Annotated in this window: 13 protein-coding genes; 4 read left to right on the forward strand and 9 right to left on the reverse strand. The window is 67.3% G+C overall.

What is annotated here, in order from left to right; all coding sequences use genetic code 11:
- Positions 1–17: 17 nt before the first annotated feature.
- The 3 genes from leuS to LK10_RS06020 form a co-directional block, all read right to left on the reverse strand.
- Complete coding sequence (gene leuS / locus LK10_RS06010) at positions 18–2,546, reverse strand: leucine--tRNA ligase (protein ID WP_081998314.1); 2,529 nt, start codon at positions 2,544–2,546, stop codon at positions 18–20.
- A gap of 169 nt (positions 2,547–2,715) precedes the next feature.
- Positions 2,716–4,233, reverse strand: coding sequence for a glycerol kinase GlpK (gene glpK / locus LK10_RS06015; protein WP_043121137.1), 1,518 nt, complete (start codon positions 4,231–4,233; stop codon positions 2,716–2,718).
- The gene (locus LK10_RS06020; protein ID WP_231567636.1) at positions 4,226–6,016 is read right to left on the reverse strand and encodes a glycerol-3-phosphate dehydrogenase/oxidase; all 1,791 of its coding nucleotides are present in this window, start codon (positions 6,014–6,016) and stop codon (positions 4,226–4,228) included. The genes glpK and LK10_RS06020 overlap by 8 nt, the downstream gene beginning before the upstream one ends.
- 204 nt (positions 6,017–6,220) lie before the next feature.
- Here LK10_RS06020 and LK10_RS06025 point away from each other — a divergent pair, with 204 nt between their 5' ends.
- From LK10_RS06025 to LK10_RS06040, 4 genes are read left to right on the forward strand one after another with little or no spacing between them, the layout of a single operon-like run.
- Entirely contained in the window at positions 6,221–7,135 is a 915-nt protein-coding gene (locus LK10_RS06025; protein WP_043121448.1) for a sugar-binding transcriptional regulator, read from the forward strand.
- Between the two features lie 36 nt (positions 7,136–7,171).
- The gene (locus LK10_RS06030) at positions 7,172–8,005 is read left to right on the forward strand and encodes an aldo/keto reductase (RefSeq protein WP_043121140.1); all 834 of its coding nucleotides are present in this window, start codon (positions 7,172–7,174) and stop codon (positions 8,003–8,005) included.
- Complete coding sequence (locus tag LK10_RS06035) at positions 8,005–8,925, forward strand: alpha/beta fold hydrolase (RefSeq protein ID WP_043121142.1); 921 nt, start codon at positions 8,005–8,007, stop codon at positions 8,923–8,925. The genes LK10_RS06030 and LK10_RS06035 overlap by 1 nt, the downstream gene beginning before the upstream one ends.
- Complete coding sequence (locus LK10_RS06040) at positions 8,925–10,049, forward strand: glycosyltransferase family 4 protein (protein ID WP_043121145.1); 1,125 nt, start codon at positions 8,925–8,927, stop codon at positions 10,047–10,049. The genes LK10_RS06035 and LK10_RS06040 overlap by 1 nt, the downstream gene beginning before the upstream one ends.
- Before the next feature lie 67 nt (positions 10,050–10,116).
- Here LK10_RS06040 and LK10_RS06045 read toward each other — a convergent pair whose 3' ends face one another.
- The 6 genes from LK10_RS06045 to mihF all read right to left on the reverse strand — a co-directional run bounded on the left by LK10_RS06045 (position 10,117) and on the right by mihF (position 16,209).
- Positions 10,117–12,270 carry a primosomal protein N' family DNA-binding protein gene (locus tag LK10_RS06045; RefSeq protein ID WP_043121148.1) on the reverse strand — a complete coding sequence of 718 codons (2,154 nt, stop codon included), beginning with the start codon at positions 12,268–12,270 and terminating at the stop codon, positions 10,117–10,119.
- Positions 12,270–13,463 carry a methionine adenosyltransferase gene (gene metK, locus LK10_RS06050; RefSeq protein ID WP_052207043.1) on the reverse strand — a complete coding sequence of 398 codons (1,194 nt, stop codon included), beginning with the start codon at positions 13,461–13,463 and terminating at the stop codon, positions 12,270–12,272. The genes LK10_RS06045 and metK overlap by 1 nt, the downstream gene beginning before the upstream one ends.
- A gap of 114 nt (positions 13,464–13,577) precedes the next feature.
- On the reverse strand, positions 13,578–14,828 hold the full coding sequence (gene coaBC, locus LK10_RS06055) for a bifunctional phosphopantothenoylcysteine decarboxylase/phosphopantothenate--cysteine ligase CoaBC (protein WP_043121154.1): 1,251 nt from the start codon (positions 14,826–14,828) through the stop codon (positions 13,578–13,580).
- A 13-nt stretch (positions 14,829–14,841) separates the two neighbouring features.
- A complete protein-coding gene (gene rpoZ, locus LK10_RS06060) occupies positions 14,842–15,114 on the reverse strand; it encodes a DNA-directed RNA polymerase subunit omega (protein ID WP_043121157.1) in 273 nt (90 codons plus the stop codon).
- A 41-nt stretch (positions 15,115–15,155) separates the two neighbouring features.
- Positions 15,156–15,716 (reverse strand): guanylate kinase, encoded by a 561-nt coding sequence (gene gmk, locus LK10_RS06065; RefSeq protein ID WP_043121160.1) that lies wholly within the window; start codon positions 15,714–15,716, stop codon positions 15,156–15,158.
- A gap of 175 nt (positions 15,717–15,891) precedes the next feature.
- Positions 15,892–16,209, reverse strand: coding sequence for an integration host factor, actinobacterial type (gene mihF / locus LK10_RS06070; RefSeq protein WP_043121161.1), 318 nt, complete (start codon positions 16,207–16,209; stop codon positions 15,892–15,894).
- Positions 16,210–16,333 lie beyond the last annotated feature (124 nt).

Below are 16,333 nucleotides of genomic sequence, written 5' to 3' on the forward strand. Positions count from 1 at the left end.
GGCGCTAGGGCTATGGCTCATGCCGGAACGATGTTCACCAACTTCGGGGCACGCACGATGACAGTGCGGATGCCCCGACCATCGAGGATGCGCTCCACATTCGGTGACGCGAGAGCGAGTTCCCGCAGGGCGTCCTCGGCAATGTCAGGCGCCACCTCAAGACGGTCCCGGACCTTGCCTTGGACCTGGACCACTGCCGTGACCGTCTCCTCCACAAGCAACGACGGGTCGTAGGCGGGCCACTCGGCGTTCGCGACCGAGGGTTCGTGGCCGAGGGCAGCCCAGAGATCCTCGGCCGTGTACGGGGCGATGAGGCTCAGGATGATCGCGACGACTTCGACCGCCTCGCGTACGGCAGGATCTGCCCCTCCGGGCCCGCTGTCGATCGCCTTGCGGGTCGCATTGACGAGCTCCATCGCCTTGGCGACCACGACGTTGAACTTGTGCGACTCGAGGAGCTCCGCGGCGTCGGCGAGGGTCCGGTGCGTGACGCTCCGCAGCGCGCGGTCACCCTTCGCGGGGTCGACGCCGGGCTCGCTCGTGACATCCTGCCCGAGGCGCCACGCCCGAGCGAGAAATTTCGCGGAGCCTGCTGGAGAAACGTCGGCCCAGTCGACGTCGTCCTCCGGCGGGGAGGCGAACACCATGGTGAGGCGCACAGCATCGACTCCGTACTGGTCGAGCTGCTCGCCGAGGTCGACGCCGTTGCCGAGGGACTTGCTCATCGCCTTGCCGCCGTTGAGGACCTGCCCCTGGTTCATGAGCGCTGCGAACGGCTCGTCGAAGTCGATGAGCTCCATGTCCTTGAGGACCTTGGTGAAGAACCGGCTGTACAGAAGGTGGAGGATCGCGTGCTCGACGCCGCCCACGTACTGTGCCACGGGCATCCAGCGCTTCGCGGCCTCCGGGTCGAACGGTCCCTCGGTGTAATCGGGTGAGAGATAGCGAAGGTAGTACCAGGACGAGTCCACAAAGGTGTCCATGGTGTCCGTGTCACGCTTGGCGGCACCTCCGCAGTTCGGGCACGTGACATTGACCCAGTGCTCGGCCGCGGCGAGCGGGGAGGTTCCCTTCGGGGCCAGCTGTTCACCGCGAAGGTCGTCCGGGAGACGTACGGGAAGCTGATCGTCCGGCACCGGAACCTCGCCGCACGCCTCGCAGTGGATGATCGGGATCGGTGCGCCCCAGAAGCGCTGGCGCGACAGGAGCCAGTCGCGGAGCCGGTAGTTGACCGTGCCCTCGCCCGTTCCCGCGGCTTCGACGATCTCGATGGCCTTTGCGATGCCTTCAGCCTTGGAGAGCCCGTCGAGCGGCCCGGAGTTGATGATCGTCCCCTCGCCGGCCGTAGCAACTCCGGTCACGGCCGGGTCGTCCTCGCCGGTGTCGAGCACCGTGCGCACAGGCAGCCCGAATGCCCGGGCGAAGTCGAGATCTCGCTGGTCATGCGCGGGCACCGCCATGATGGCCCCAGTGCCGTAATCAGCGAGCACGTAGTCGGCGGCCCAGACGGGCAGCTTCTCCCCGCTGAGAGGGTTCACCGCGTAGCGTCCGAGGAACACGCCGGTCTTCTCGCGGTCAGTGTTCTGGCGCTCAATCTCGGAAAGCGCTTTGACCCGATCCTGGTATTCGGCCAGAGCGGCCGCTTCCTCGGGCGCCACCAGTTCGGTCGCGAGGTCGGCGTCGGCCGCTACGACGAAGAACGTGGCACCGTAGAGCGTGTCGGGCCGCGTTGTGAAGACCGTGACCTTGCGCGACGGCTTGGTGCCGTCCCCGGTTGCCTCGACTTCGAAGTCGACATGCGCGCCCTCGGACCGCCCGATCCAGTTGCGCTGCATCGCGAGGACCCGCTCGGGCCAGTGGCCCTCGAGTTCGGTCATATCGTCGAGCAGGCGGTCGGCGTAATCCGTGATCTTGAAGTACCACTGGTTCAGCGCCTTCTTGGTCACGGGCGTGCCGCAGCGTTCACACGCGCCGTTGACGACCTGCTCGTTGGCCAGCACGGTCTGATCCTTGGGGCACCAGTTGACCGGGTGGTTCTTGCGGTACGCGAGCCCGCGCTCATAGAAGCGCAGGAAGAGCCACTGCGTCCAGCGGTAGTACTCGGGGTCGGAAGTGTGCAGACGGCGTGACCAGTCGAGGCTCAGTCCGTAGCGCTTGAATGACGCCGCCTGGGTGTCGATGTTCGCGTAGGTCCACTCGGCCGGGTGTGCGTTGCGCTTGATGGCGGCGTTCTCGGCGGGCAGGCCGAAGGAGTCCCAGCCGATTGGATGGAGCACGTCGTAGCCGCGAAGGCGCCAGTAGCGGGACACGACGTCACCCATCGCGAAGGCTTCTGCATGGCCCATGTGGAGATCGCCCGAGGGGTAAGGGAACATATCGAGGACGTACCGGCGCTCCCGGCTCCCATCGTCCTTGGGCGTGAAGACGCCCAGCTTCTCCCATACCGCGGGCCACTTGGCCTCGATCGCGGCAAAGCTGTAGGCAGCCTCCCCCGCGGCCGTAGCCTCGGCTACGACCGCCTGCTCCGCGCCCTGCTGTTCGCTCACCCTGCTTCTCTCCACTGTTCGTCACCTCGGCGTTACGACAGCATTCGTCCCCTGACACACAAAAGCCCCTCACAGGGAGGGGCGGCCGCTCGCTGGAGCGGCTAGCGAAGCAGGAGGATGCCGTGCATACCGCTATCCTAGCGCAGCCACGGCACCCTCCCGCCTCGGCCTAACGGACGTCGGCGTCGACCCAGTCCATCGACTTCGTGACGGCCTTGGTCCACTGACGCATCAACCGGTCGCGCTCCGAGTGGTCAAGCTGCGGGCTCCAGCGCATGTCTTCGTCCCAGTTCGCGGAAAGCTCGCCGAGGTCGCCCCAAAAGCCGACGGCAAGTCCGGCTGCGTATGCAGCGCCGAGAGCTGTCGTTTCGATGACCTTGGGACGGACCACGTCCACTCCAAGGATGTCGGCTTGGAACTGCATGAGCGCATCGTTGGCGACCATTCCGCCGTCGACCTTGAGCTCTCGCAAGGGCACGCCGGAGTCTCGGTTGACGGCATCAAGGACCTCCCGCGTCTGGAACGCCGTGGCCTCGAGGGCCGCCCGCGCAATGTGGCCTTTGTTCGCGTAGCGCGTGAGCCCGACGATCGCTCCGCGAGCGTCGGCACGCCAGTAGGGCGCGAAAAGCCCCGAGAAGGCCGGCACGATGTAGACGCCGCCGTTGTCCTTGACCGAGCGGGCAAGCTCCTCCACCTCTGGCGCGGTTCGGATGAGGCCGAGATTGTCCCGCAGCCACTGGACGAGCGAGCCGGCTACCGCGATTGAGCCTTCGAGCGCATAGTGCGGCTCGCCTTCCCCGAGCTTGTAGCCGACGGTGGTCAGGAGGCCGTTCTTGGAGTGGACGATCTCCTCTCCGGTATTGAAGATCAGGAAGCAGCCCGTGCCGTAGGTGTTCTTGGCCTCGCCCTTGGCGAAAGCCGCCTGGCCGAAGGTCGCGGCCTGCTGGTCGCCCAGGATGCCCGCTATCGGGACCTCGCGCAGGAGTTGTGACGTGTGGACCTCCGCGTACACCTCGGACGAGGACTTGATCTCGGGCAGCATCGTTGCGGGGACGCCGAAGACATCTAGGATCTCCTGGTCCCACGAGAGGGTCTTGAGGTCCATGAAGAGGGTGCGGGACGCGTTGGTCACGTCGGTTACATGGACGCCGCCGTCGACTCCGCCCGTGAGATTCCAGATGAGCCACGCGTCGGTGTTCCCGAAGAGGAGATCTCCCGCCTCGGCTCTGGCCCGGGCGCCTTCTACGTTGTCGAGGATCCACTTGATCTTCGTGCCGGAGAAATACGTGGCCAGCGGGAGGCCCACCTTGTCCTTGAAACGGTCGACGCCGCCCTCGGCCGCGAGCTCGTCGGCGATGGACTGCGTGCGCGTGTCCTGCCAGACGATCGCGTTATATACCGGCTCCCCCGTCCTCCGATCCCACACGACGGCGGTTTCGCGCTGGTTCGTGATGCCCGCAGCGGCGATGTCGTGCCGGGTCAGGTTCGCCTTCGAGAGGGCCTGACCGATCACCTCGCGGGTGTTGTCCCAGATCTCCCGCGGATTGTGTTCGACCCAGCCCGCCCGAGGGAAGATCTGTTCGTGCTCGAGCTGCCCCGTCGAGACGATCGAGCCCGCGTGGTCGAACACGATCGCCCGCGTGCTGGTGGTGCCCTGGTCGATCGCAAGGACGTACTGCTCAGACATTCACGGCTCCCTCGATCGTGATCGCCCCTTCTCCTCTAGCGCTGAACCCTCCACTGGCTTCGAGCGCCGGGCCCGCGACGCCGTGGAGATCGGCAAGCGTGTGCTCGGCATGCTGGACCTCCTGGCGGACGCGCTCAGAATCCCAACCTAGATGGGGTGCAAGCCCCTCGGCCACCTCCCGGATGACCTTCTGCGTGACCAGACCACGGAAGGCGAGCGAGGTGCGCCGGATGAGGACATCCACGACGTGCCCGACATGTTCGTGCTGGGCCATGTAGGCCAGCTCACGGACGCTGAGCTCCTGCGTGCTCTCGAGCAGGCGGTCAGAGCCCTCGGCAAGGAAGGCCGCGACCTCAATGGCACGCGTCCCGTAGCGTTCGAGGAGCACCTCCGCCCTGGTGGTCGCCAGTCCCGGAAGGTGCGAGGCGATCCACTCCCGACGTGCAGCCGTCCCCTCCGGAAAGCCCGCGCCACCACCGATGGGCAGCTCAGCAGTGCTCTGCCGCCGCGCGACGCGGAGCTCGCGGAGCACGGAGTCCGCCAAATGCTCGGAGAGGGCGCGGAATGTGGTCCACTTCCCGCCCACAAGGCTCAGCCGTACGGGTGCCCCGTCCGCACCGTCCGACCGCTCGATCCGGTAGTCCCGTGAGACGAAACCCGGTGCCGTGTCGTGGCGCGGGAGCGGGCGGACGCCCGAGAAGGTGTAGACGATCTGGCTCGGTTCAACCGTGACGCTGGGGAAGACGTGGTGGATCAGTTCGAAGAAGTACTCGACCTCTTCTTCCGTGCAGACGGGGGTGAGGTCTTCCCCGGCATCGATGTCCGTGGTCCCCACGAGCACCCGGTCGCCGATCGGGTAGATGAGGACGATGCGACCGTCGGAGTGCTCGAAGAAGATCTCCCGGCCACCGGTTGCAGCGAGCAGATCGGGGGCGTCGAGGACGATGTGAGAGCCCTTGGTCCCACCCATATAGAACGTCTCTGCTCCGAGAGCAGAGTTCGTCCGGTCTGTCCACGCTCCGGTCGCATTGACGACGACGTCCGCGGCGAAGTCGAACACCTCACCGGTGAGCTCGTCGCGCAGCTGCACCGCGCCGTCGTGCATCCCGACAGCACTCACATAGTTCGCCGCCCGTGCTTCAGGGTTGGCTTCGAGACCGTCCCGCAGGACATCGAGCGTGAGGCGCTCGGGATTGTGGACGGAGGCGTCGAAGTAGGTGGCCGCGTACTTGACGTCTGGGCGCAGCCGCGGAAGCTCGGTCAAGGCGCGCCGGCGGCCCACGAACTGGTGCCGTGGCACGCGGCCGCCCTCACGGGAGAACGCGTCGTAGAGGGCGAGGCCGAGCTTGATCAGGAGCGCCCCCCGCGCCCTGGGCTTGCCGGAATGATGGGTCAGGAAGCGCAACGGGGCGTTGAGCAGCCCCGAGAACGTGGTGAAGATCGGGATCGTGGTCTGGAGCGGTCTCACGTAGTGGGGGGCGATGCGCAGGAGACGGTTTCGTTCGACGACCGATTCGTGCACGAGCCGGAACTCGCCATTCTCGAGATATCTGATGCCTCCGTGGATCATGTGCGAGGACGCCCCTGAGGCGCCTTGGCAATAGTCGCCGCGCTCTACGAGCGCCACGTCCACGCCCTGCAGCGCAAGGTCTCTGAACGTGCCCACGCCGTTGATCCCGCCCCCGATGATGAGGACCTGCGAGCGGGGCCTCGCTCTGAGAGCCGAGACCAGAGAGCGAGCGGGCAGCGAGCCGGCCGGGACACCGGGATTGTGCGGGGCCACAGGGATTCCTCCTTTGAAGACATGCGATGGCTGTTCTGCAACCATTCTTCGAGGATGTGAGAGGAATCTTCAAGAGCGATGCACGAACGTGCAAGAATGTCCCTCGTGACGCTCCCAGCTTCGCTTCCAGATCCCTCCGAGGCAGGGTCTTCCGCACAAAGTCCCGTCACCCGAAGGCAGCGAGAAGCCCTCCTCGCCGCGCGGCTGTACTACCTCCAGGACCTCACGATGGATGCGATCGCGCGCGAGCTGAAGACCTCGCGCTCCACGGTCTCGCGCCTCCTGACGTTTGCCAGGGAAACCGGGCTCGTCCAGATCCAGGTCTGGAACCCCCTCGAATCGTCGGCAGAGCTCGAATCCGCGATCGCCCGGCGCTACCGCATCCGCGCCCACGTAGTCCCCCACGTGTCGAACCTCAACGAGGCCGAGACGCTCGACCGGGTGGCGATGTATGCCGCCCGCACTCTCACTCCCTTCGTCGGATCGAACACCGTGCTCGGTGTGGCGTGGGGTTCGACCCTCACGGCGATGAGCAGGTACCTCAATCGGAAGTCGACGCACGGCAGCACGGTCGTCCAGCTCAATGGCGCTGCCAACACCCAGACGATGGGCTTGGGGTACGCGAGCGAGATCATGCGCCGCTTCGGGGCCGCCTACGACGCTTCCGTGGAGGAATTCCCTGTTCCTGCCTTCTTCGACCGTGCAGAGACGAAGCGGCTCATGTGGCAGGAGCGGAGCGTTCGGCGTGTCCTCGACCTTCAGGCTCGCATGTCGATTGCCGTGTTCGGGGTGGGCTCGATAGACGCCGATGTGCCGAGCCACGTCTATACGGGGAGCTACCTCGACACCGCAGATCTGCAGTCCCTCGTTCACGAGAGGGTCGTGGGCGACGTCGCCACGGTCTTCTACCGTGAGGACGGGAGTTCCGACGGGATCGCGCTCAATGAGCGGTCGACCGGCCCGGACCACGCACTCGTGCGCGGCGTCGAGCACCGCTTCTGCGTCGTTTCGGGCCGGGCGAAGGCTCGCAGCCTGCGCGGCGCGCTCAAGGCGGGCCTCGTGACCCAGCTTGTCATCGACGAGGCGACCGCCCGGGCTCTCCTCGCGCTCGATGCCTGAGGCCGGGCGAAGCGATCGGCCGGTAGAGTCGGGGGCATGACCCAGGCTCCCCGCGTGACCCTGTCCGGCGGCATCGACATGCCCCAACTCGGTTTCGGGCTCTACAAGGTGCCGGCGGAGGATGCCGCACGGCTCGCCGGAGAGGCACTCGGAGCGGGTTACCGGAGCCTCGATACGGCAGCCATGTACGGCAACGAGGCCGGCGTGGGACTCGCTGTGGCGGAGGCGGCCGACGGCGGTCTTCCGCGCGAAGACGTCTTCGTCACCACCAAGCTCTGGAACAGCGATCAGGGGTACGACCCGGCGCTCCGGGCATTCGATCGTTCCCTCTCCGCGCTTGGGCTCGACTACGTGGACCTATACCTCATCCACTGGCCGTGTCCAGCACGTGGGCTCTTCGTCGAGACCTACCGCGCGCTCGAGCGTTTGCTCGAGGACGGGCGGGTCCGGGCCATCGGAGTCAGCAACTTCCAGCCTGAGCATCTCCGGCGCCTTGCTGCCGAGTGCACCGTCATGCCCGCTGTGAACCAAATCGAGCTCCACCCGTGGCTCCAGCAGGATCTGCTCAAAACCGTCCATGCGGAGCTCGGGATCCGCACGGAGGCGTGGTCTCCGCTCGGGCGCGGTCGAATCCTTCGGGATCCAGTGATCGCGGAGATCGCCGCTGCCCACGGTGTCTCCCCTGCCCAGGCCGTGGTCCGGTGGCACCTGCAGTGCGGCCACATCGTCATTCCAAAGGCCAGCAGCCCCGAGCGCATCCGTGAGAACGCCGATGTGTTCGGGTTCGAGCTCACGGCCGACGACCTCGACCGCATCGCTGGGCTCGACCGCGGGGAGCGGACCGGTTCCGACCCCAGCGAGGTGAACTGATGGCCGTCGCAGCGGGGGAAGGCTTCCTCTCCTCAGCCCTGGGTGCCCGAGAGCGGCGGACAGACCTCGAACTTCTCGGTTCAAAGACGGCCGTCTATACGTACGAGCCGGTGGACGGCGAAGGGGCGCCGACGATCCTTGCCATCCACGGCTTCCGCGGGACCCACCACGGGCTCCTGCGCATCGTCGATCTCCTGCCCGATGTCCGGATCGTGATGCCGGACCTGCCCGGCTTCGGCGCCTCCTCGCCGATGAGCGGGCACCGGCACGACATCGAGGGCTATGCCGCGTGGGTGGACGCGCTGGCCCAGGCTCTTGGACTCGGCCCCGAAACCGTCCTGCTCGGGCATTCCTTCGGGTCGATCGTGGCGGCCCGCGTCTGCTCCGAGCATCCGGAGGGGTTCTCGCGGCTCGTACTCGTCAATCCGATCTCATCGCCAGCGCTCGAAGGTCCGCAAGCCATCCTGAGCCGCCTTGCGGTCGGCTACTACCGCGCTGGGGCCGGCCTGCCCGGGGCAGTCGGGTCTGCACTCCTGCGCCACCCCGCAATCGTCCGGGTCATGAGCGAAGCCATGGCCAAGACACGCGATCCCGAGCTCCGGCGATTCGTCCACGCCCAGCATGCACAGTACTTCTCCAGCTTCGCGAGCCGCGATGTGCTCCTCGAGTCGTTCCGCGCCTCGGTCTCGCACACGGCGGCCGAGGCCGCCGACGGGCTCTCGCTGCCCGTGCTCCTGATCGCAGGCGATCGCGATGAGGTCGCACCGTTGCCGGCCGTGCGGGACTTTCATGCAAGGCTCGCCGACTCGCGGCTCACGGTGATTCCCGGCGTCGGGCATCTGATCCATTACGAAACGCCGCAGCCGGCGGCGGACGCAATTCACGCGTTTCTGGCCGAACCCAAGGAGAAAGCAGGCTGATGAGGCTCCTGATCGATGCCCGCTTCACGCGGACCGACCAACACGATGGGATCAGCCGCTACGGCGCGAGCCTGATCGAGGCTGTCGCGTCCCGCACAGAGACTGCGATGCTTATCAGCGATGAGCGTCAACTCGCCCTCCTGCCCGACGTGCCGCACGTGAAGGTCTCGAGTCCCCTCTCCCCCGCAGAGCTGTTCATCGCCGCACGGGTCAACGGGCTCGAACCGGATGTCGTGTTCTGCCCCATGCAGACGATGGGCTCGTGGGGGCGGCGCTACCCTCTGATCCTCACGCTCCACGACCTCATCTACTACGAGCACCCCACCCCGCCCGGGTTCCTGCCTGCCCCCGTACGCCTTCTGTGGCGCCTTTACCACAAGGCCTACTGGCCCCAGCGGGTCCTCCTCAACCGGGCCGACGTCGTCGCCACCGTGAGCCGCACGACCAAGTGGCTCATGGCGGAGAAGCGGCTCACCAGGCGTCCGGTGCGGATCGTCGGCAACGCACCCCAGGGAGGACTCGTGCCGCGGGACCCCGACGCACAACCGGGCCGAAGCCTCCTCTACATGGGCTCATTCATGCCGTACAAGAATGTCGAGACCGTGATCGCCGGAATGGCGGCGCTTCCCGACTACACGCTGCATCTCCTCAGCCGCATCACCCCGAACCGGCGTGCCGAGCTCGAATCGAGCATTCCACCGGGCGCTTCAGTCGAATTCCACAACGGCGTGAGCGAGACCGAGTACGAGGAGCTCCTGCGGGGCGCGACGGCACTCGTGACCCTCTCCCGTTCCGAAGGCTACGGGCTGCCCCTCGTGGAGGCCATGTCCGTCGGAACCCCCGTCATCGCGAGCGATATCCCCATCTTCCGGGAAGTCGGGGGCGACGCCGTGCGCTTCGTCGACCCCGATTCGCCGGAAGCATTCGCGGCTGCCGTGCGCGAGCTCGAGGTCCCGCACACGTGGAGCGAGGCCTCCCGCGACTCGGTGAGGCAGGCCGAGAAGTTCAGCTGGGACCATTCGGCCCAGGCCCTGCTCGAGGCGGCCGAGGAGGCGATCGAGCAATTCGGCGCCCGCCGCGGTGCCTTCACGCGCGCCGGGACCCGCACCGCCGGGCCGGCTTAGCCCCGCGCCCGAGTCCGGCTCACGGCAATCGGCAGACGGCAATCGGCATACGGCGGGCAGCTACCAGCTAGACGAGATCAGAGCCGTCGAGCCGGAGCTGGACGGGTTCCGAGCCGCGCCGCGTGGCCAAGGCGATCCGGGCTGCCCTCAGCCCGCGTGACACTTCTGGCCCCTCAGCAATGGGGAAGAATGCGAGCAGGCGCCAGACGTCTTCCTCTGTCCGCACCCCAGCGGCGGCCGAAACTGGGACGGGGCCAGCAGTTCGTACTCCCGGCCGGGCGAGTACTGATGCGGCGGCGCCAGCGAACGTCTCGACGCCCGCCCGTGTTCCGGTGATAGCTGCGAGGCGTACGGCTGGGGGCAGCCCGAGGCTCTTCCGCACGGTGAGCTCGCGTTCGGCGAAGCCCGCCGGATCCCATCGCACGAGGGCAGCGACGGCCTCGTGTTCGCTCGCCGTCACGACGACGCGGCCGCCGTCGTCAGCGCCCCGCACGAGCGCCGCAGCGTTGAGCCAACGCCGGAGGGCCTCCTCTCCCGCCCTCAGGGTCTCGCGAGAGAGCAGGGAATCGCCATCCAGGAGGAGCGCGGCGGCGTAACCCGTCGGCGCGACGGGCTCGGCGCCGACCGTCGCGACGACGAGGGCAGGACTGTCGGGCACCTCGGACTTGACCTGATCGCCCGATGAAGTAATGACGACGGCGCCCGGGAATGCACGCCCCAGTTCTTCGGCCGTGCGCAGCGCGCCCACAGAGGAACGGCGGAACGAACGGCCCCCGCAATACGGGCAAGCCCATGCCCCGCTCGGCGTGCCGCACCAGCGGCACGCGACGGTGCGGGCCCCTCCGGTCAGGGTTTCCGCGAGCGGGCCTGAACAATGCACACAACGCGCCGGCTCCCTGCAGCGCTCGCATGCAAGCGACGGCGCGTACCCTGCCCGGGCCACTTGGACCAACACTGGACCGTCTGCGAGGGCCTCGCGCGCGAGCTGCCACGCCGCATGTGGAAGGCGGGCCATCCGTGCATACGGATCGCGTGCGCTCTCGAAGCTGTCCGCGGTACTGGTGACCCTGGGAAGCCGCTTCCGGACGATCGACCGCGCCGGCTCGACGCTCTGGAGCCAGCCCGAGTCGACGAGCCGGCGCGTCTCAGTGGAGACGGTGTGGCCCGCGAGCAGGAGCGCGCAACCTTCCATCTCGGAGCGGAGGAGGCAGACCTCCCGCGCATGGAAGTAGGGGGCGCGCGGCTCGGCGTGGAGGTCGTCGCCGTCATCCCAGCACACCACCAGCCCAAGGTCACGGACCGGAGCGAGGACAGCCCCCCGGGTTCCCACCGCAACACGCGCACGACCGGTCAAGAGATCCAGGAAGCCCCGGTAACGCTGGCTGGGGCCGTCCTCAGCCGCAAGCCGCACAACGCGCTCGCCCGGGAGCGCTTGCTCGAGAACGAGCTGCATCCGCTCGAGGTCGCGCCGGTCCGGGACGACCACGAGCACGCCTCGTCCTGAGAGCCGCGCCGTCCGAATGGCCTCGGCGACGAGCTGGGGCCATCCGCGAGGGCCGTAACCCTCGACTGCCTGCACTGAGGCCCGGGGGCTGCCTCCCGCTGCGAGGTGGCGAAGGAACGCGGAGCCTCGCTGGAGCTCGGCCCACAACGACGGCGACGACGGCGGAGCCGGTGAATCCTTCTCTGCAGCTGGGTCGCTCGCGTTCTCGGGCTCTTTTCCTGCCGCGCGATCAGCGAGCTCTGGGAGATACTCGGCCTCGACGCGCGCCGCCCGGGGCGGTACGGCGAATCGCAGAACGTCACCGAGTGCGCCCGCCCATCGCTCGGCGACTGCCGTTGAGACCTTCAGAACCTCGGGAGTGAGAACGACAGCAGGCGAAACGACTTTGGCGAGTGGTTGAAGGGCAACGCCGGCGTCGGAAGACTCGGCTCGTTCGAGGATGAGGCCGCTGTGCTCTTGACCCGCGACGCGCACGCGCACCCGCACTCCGGGCTTGGCAGCCTCGGACAGCTCTTCCGGGACGAGGTAGTCGAACGGTCGGTCGAGTTGCGGGAGGGGAGACTCGACGCAGACTCTGGCGACGGGAAGCTCGCTAGCCGCCCGAGGGGCAGCTGGCGCGAGCACGGGCTCGGGAAATCCGAGCAGGAGCGAAGGCTGTGCGACTCGCTGCGACCCCGAGCCCGAGCCTCCCCCGCTGCCGGGCCTCGCTGCCGCCATCAGTCGTTGAAGTAGTCCTTGAGGGCTTGGACGCGGTCGAGACGCTCCCAAGTGAAGTCGGGATCCTCCCGGCCGAAGTGGCCGTGAGCCGCCGTCTTCGCATAGATCGGGCGCCTGAGGTCGAGCGCGTCGATGATGGCCCTCGGGCGCAGGTCGAAGATCTCGTTGATCGCGGCGCTGATCCGCAGCGGGTCTACGCTCTCGGTTCCGAACGTCTCGACGTAGATGCCTACGGGACGGGCCTGGCCGATCGCATAGGCGATCTGGATCTCCGCGCGACGCGCGAGCCCCGCGGCGACGACGTTCTTGGCGACCCAGCGCATCGCGTAGGCGCCTGAACGGTCTACCTTCGACGGATCCTTCCCTGAGAAGGCGCCGCCGCCGTGCCGGGAGAAGCCCCCGTAGGTGTCGACGATGATCTTCCGCCCCGTGAGCCCCGCGTCGCCGACAGGGCCGCCGATGATGAAAGGACCGGCCGGGTTGAGGATGCTCCTGACGTGAGCGCTCTCGAGCTGGCTCGCAGCCAGCACCGGAGCGATGACGTGATCGGCAAGGTCGGCCCTGAGCTGGGCCAGCTGGGTGCCCTCGGCGTGCTGGCTCGAGATGACGACCGTTTCGACCGTCACCGGCTCGTCGCCGTCATAGCCCACAGTCACCTGCGTCTTGCCGTCGGGGCGCAGATAGGCGAGCTCGCCGCTCTTCCGCACCTCCGTGAGCCGCTCTGACAGTCGGTGAGCGAGCCAGATTGGCGTCGGCATGTAGGACGGGGTCTCGTCGCTCGCATAGCCGAACATGATGCCCTGATCGCCGGCGCCCTGGCGGTCGTATTCGTCCTCGAGGGTCCCTTCACGGGATTCGAGCGAGTTGAACACGCCGTCGAAGATGTCGGAGGACTGCTGCCCGATGGACACCGAGACGCCGCAGCGGGCTCCGTCGAAGCCATTCGCGGACGAGTCGTAGCCGATGCCGAGGATCGTGTTGCGGACGATCTGAGGGATCTCGACGTAAGCGTCGGTTGTGACCTCGCCCGCGACGTGGACGAGCCCCGTCGTCGCCATCGTCTCCACGGCGACCTTCGACTCAGGATCGGCCGCGAGGAGCGCATCGAGGATCGCGTCGCTGATCTGATCGCAGATCTTGTCGGGATGCCCCTCGGTCACGGACTCGGACGTGAAGAGCCGTAGGGCGGTCATGTCGGCCGGGAGTCCGGCGCCATAGGGAGCGTGGGTCACTGCTCTACTCTACTTCCTGCCCACCGACGAACCGGGGCATGTATTGCGCTGCGGGAAGAGCTCAGGTCCCGCCCGTCAGCGGGCTTCGAGCGCGCGGGCAAGCCGGACGACGACGGCGCGCGCCACCTCGTCCTTGCTGCCCGCCACATGCTCGGGTGCGGCTCCGTCCTTCGAGAGAATCGTCACACTGTTCTCGTCGAGCCCGAATACGCGGTCGGTCCCGACCTCGTTGACGACGAGGAGGTCACAGCCTTTGCGTTCGAGCTTTGCCCGTCCGTAGGCGAGGACATCGCCGCCCTCGTCTCCGGTCTCAGCGGCGAAGCCGACCACGACCTGCTGGGTGCCGGCCGCATCTCGCCCTCTGACAAGCTCGGCGAGCACGTCGGGGTTCCGCACGAGTTCGATCGGCAGATCGGGGGCGTCGTCGCGCTTCTTGATCTTTGCGTCGCTGCGGCGGGCCGGGCGGAAGTCGGCGACCGCGGCAGCCATGACGATCGCGTCCGCAGAGGCGGTGCGCTCGAGCATCTCTTCGCGCAGTTCGAGCGCTGACTCGACCTTCACGACTTCGACGCCCTCGGGAGGGGAGACTTCGAGGTGCGCTGCCACAAGTGTCACGTGCGCGCCCGCTTCGAGCGCCGCGCGGGCCACCGCAACCCCCTGCTTGCCCGACGAACGATTGCCGAGGAAGCGGACGGGATCAATGGCCTCGCGCGTCCCACCTGCGGAGACGACGACCCGACGCCCAGCGAGCGGGCCCCCCTCAGGCGCGGTGCCGGCGTCGTGCTCGGCATCCCTGTTCTGTCCGCCCGCGAAGCTGAGGGCCGCAGCGAAGATGTCCTCAGGATCGGGCAGCCGGCCGGGACCGCTGTCCTTCCCGGTAAGCCGGCCTTCCGCGGGGTCGAGCACGTGCACACCCCGCTCGCGAAGCAGGGAAACGTTCGCCTGGGTCGCGGGGTGGCGCCACATCTCGGTGTGCATCGCCGGCGCCATGACAACTGGGCACCTTGCCATGAGAAGCGTGTTGGTGAGCAGATCGTCGGCGTGTCCGCCGGCGGCTCGTGCGAGCAAGTCGGCGGTCGCGGGCGCCACGACGATGAGATCGGCCTCGTGGCCGAGCCGAACGTGGTTGACGCTCTCCACGGCTTCGAATACCTCGGTGCGGACAGCCTTCCCGGAGAGGGCCTCCCACGTCGCCTTGCCGACGAAGCGGAGCGCTGCCTCCGTCGGGACGGCCGTTACATCGTGCCCGGCTTCGGTGAAAAGACGCAGCAGCAGGGCCGCCTTGTAGGCGGCGATGCCGCCACCCACACCCAGGACGACGCGCACGCGGCCTCTGGCCTCAGTCCTGGGACTCGGCGTCGCCCTCAACGCGCTTGGCCACGAGGAGGCCGTCGTTGATTTCACGCAGCGCGATGGAGAGGGGCTTCTCGTTGAGCTTCGTGTCGACCAGAGGGCCGACGTACTCGAAGAGGCCCTCGTGGAGCTGCGCGTAGTATGCGTTGATCTGGCGGGCGCGCTTGGCCCCGAAGATCACGAGCCCGTACTTCGAGTCCGACTTCGTGAGCAGATCGTCGATCGGCGGGTTGATGATTCCTTCGGGGTTCGAAGTCACGACATTCTCCAATGCACTGTGCGGTTGGCCTGAACAGCCCTCTAGCGCGCCGACTGGCGCGCGTGCGGGGTCAGGCCCATGAGTGAAACAAGCTCGTCTGCCGCGCGCCGGACGTCGTCATTGACGACGGTGAAATCGAACTCCGGTTCGGCAGCGAGTTCTATTTTAGCCGTTTCCAGCCTCGCCTGCTGTTCCTCGGGACTTTCGGTGCCGCGGCCGACGAGTCGGCGCACCATTTCCTCCCAGCTGGGAGGAGCCAGGAACACGAATCGTGCCTCGGGCATGGCAGCCTTGACCTGGCGCGCGCCCTGCAGATCGATCTCGAGGAGCACCGACTTGCCCTTGGCGATGGCCTCCTCGACGGATGCGCGGAGTGTGCCATAGCGATTCTGGCCATGCACGATTGCCCACTCGAGGAAGGCGCCCTCTTCGATGAGCCGATCGAACTCCTCGGGGGACTTGAAGAAGTAGTGGACTCCCTCTTGCTCCCCGGGACGGGCAGGTCTCGTGGTAGCGGACACCGAGAGCCAGACCTCGGGATACGTATCGCGGATGTACGTGGAGACAGTCCCCTTGCCGACGGCGGTGGGTCCGGCGAGCACCGTGAGCCCTGTGTGCTTCGCAGCGCCTCCTGCGCGGCCTCCGTCAGTCGGTGCGCTCGTTGTACTGTCCACGCCTTGTCCCTAGCTCCCTCCGCCGTCGCTATGCGGCGTTGTCTTGTCGGTGCCCGATTCGCGCTGGGCACCATGCGGCTTGGGGACCAGCGTGCCCAAGCCGTCAGTCCGCTCTGAGAAAATCTATCAGCGCCCGGCGCTGATGGATGCCGAGGCCCCGGAGCCGCCGGCTTGCGGCAATGCCGAGCTGCTCGAGGATTGCGAGCGAGCGCACGGGGCCGATGCCGTGAAACGACTCGAGGAGCTCCGTGACCTTGAGGCGAGCGAGGGCCTCGTCCTCGTCGGCTTGCTGGAAGAGCTCGGCCAGGCTCAGGCTTCCCGCTCTGATAGCCGACTTCGCTTCGGCTCGGCGCGCACGCGCAGCTGTCGCCTTGGATACGGCCCGGTTTCGTTCTTCAGCGGTCAAGGGGTTGAGTCCCAATGCTCGCCTCCCACGTAGATGTCGCGCGCACCCCCGCACGGATGCCTCCGAACCTAGTCCGCTAGCTCCAACGTGGCAATGCCGTCTCGAAGCCCGGAGCCCTCGCTGTGCAGCAATCCCGAAG

Source organism: Sinomonas humi, assembly GCF_000802235.1.
GTDB lineage: Bacteria > Actinomycetota > Actinomycetes > Actinomycetales > Micrococcaceae > Sinomonas > Sinomonas humi.

Excerpts from the sequence above, each read along its gene's own strand:
- glpK (WP_043121137.1), bottom strand. The coding sequence starts at position 4,233 with ATGTCTGAGCAGTACGTCCTTGCGATCGACCAGGGCACCACCAGCACG.
- LK10_RS06030 (WP_043121140.1), top strand. The coding sequence starts at position 7,172 with ATGACCCAGGCTCCCCGCGTGACCCTGTCCGGCGGCATCGACATGCCC.
- LK10_RS06035 (WP_043121142.1), top strand. The coding sequence starts at position 8,005 with ATGGCCGTCGCAGCGGGGGAAGGCTTCCTCTCCTCAGCCCTGGGTGCC.
- LK10_RS06040 (WP_043121145.1), top strand. The coding sequence starts at position 8,925 with ATGAGGCTCCTGATCGATGCCCGCTTCACGCGGACCGACCAACACGAT.
- LK10_RS06045 (WP_043121148.1), bottom strand. The coding sequence starts at position 12,270 with ATGGCGGCAGCGAGGCCCGGCAGCGGGGGAGGCTCGGGCTCGGGGTCG.
- metK (WP_052207043.1), bottom strand. The coding sequence starts at position 13,463 with ATGACCGCCCTACGGCTCTTCACGTCCGAGTCCGTGACCGAGGGGCAT.